Here is a 254-nt window from a genome sequence, read left to right on the forward strand (position 1 = left end):
ATGGTGACCCGTACGGGATTCGAACCCGTGTTACCGCCGTGAAAGGGCGGTGTCTTAACCACTTGACCAACGGGCCAGTATGCAATGGCGGAGAGCAAGGGATTCGAACCCTTGAGACAGCGGTAGCCGCCTACACGATTTCCAATCGTGCTCCTTCGACCTCTCGGACAGCTCTCCATGGCTCCACAGGTAGGACTCGAACCTACGACCGATCGGTTAACAGCCGATTGCTCTACCACTGAGCTACTGTGGAA

At 56.3% G+C, this 254-nt stretch carries 3 tRNA genes; all 3 read right to left on the reverse strand.

From position 1 onward, the window contains the following. Position 1: 1 nt before the first annotated feature. A tRNA-Glu gene (locus UFB30_RS16565) sits at positions 2–76 on the reverse strand. A 9-nt stretch (positions 77–85) separates the two neighbouring features. After that, positions 86–177: transfer RNA gene (locus UFB30_RS16570), tRNA-Ser, on the reverse strand. A 1-nt stretch (position 178) separates the two neighbouring features. After that, positions 179–253: transfer RNA gene (locus UFB30_RS16575), tRNA-Asn, on the reverse strand. Position 254: the final 1 nt, after the last annotated feature.

Origin of the sequence: Jeotgalibacillus haloalkalitolerans (assembly GCF_034427455.1) — a bacterium.
Classification (GTDB): Bacteria; Bacillota; Bacilli; order Bacillales; family Jeotgalibacillaceae; genus Jeotgalibacillus; species Jeotgalibacillus haloalkalitolerans.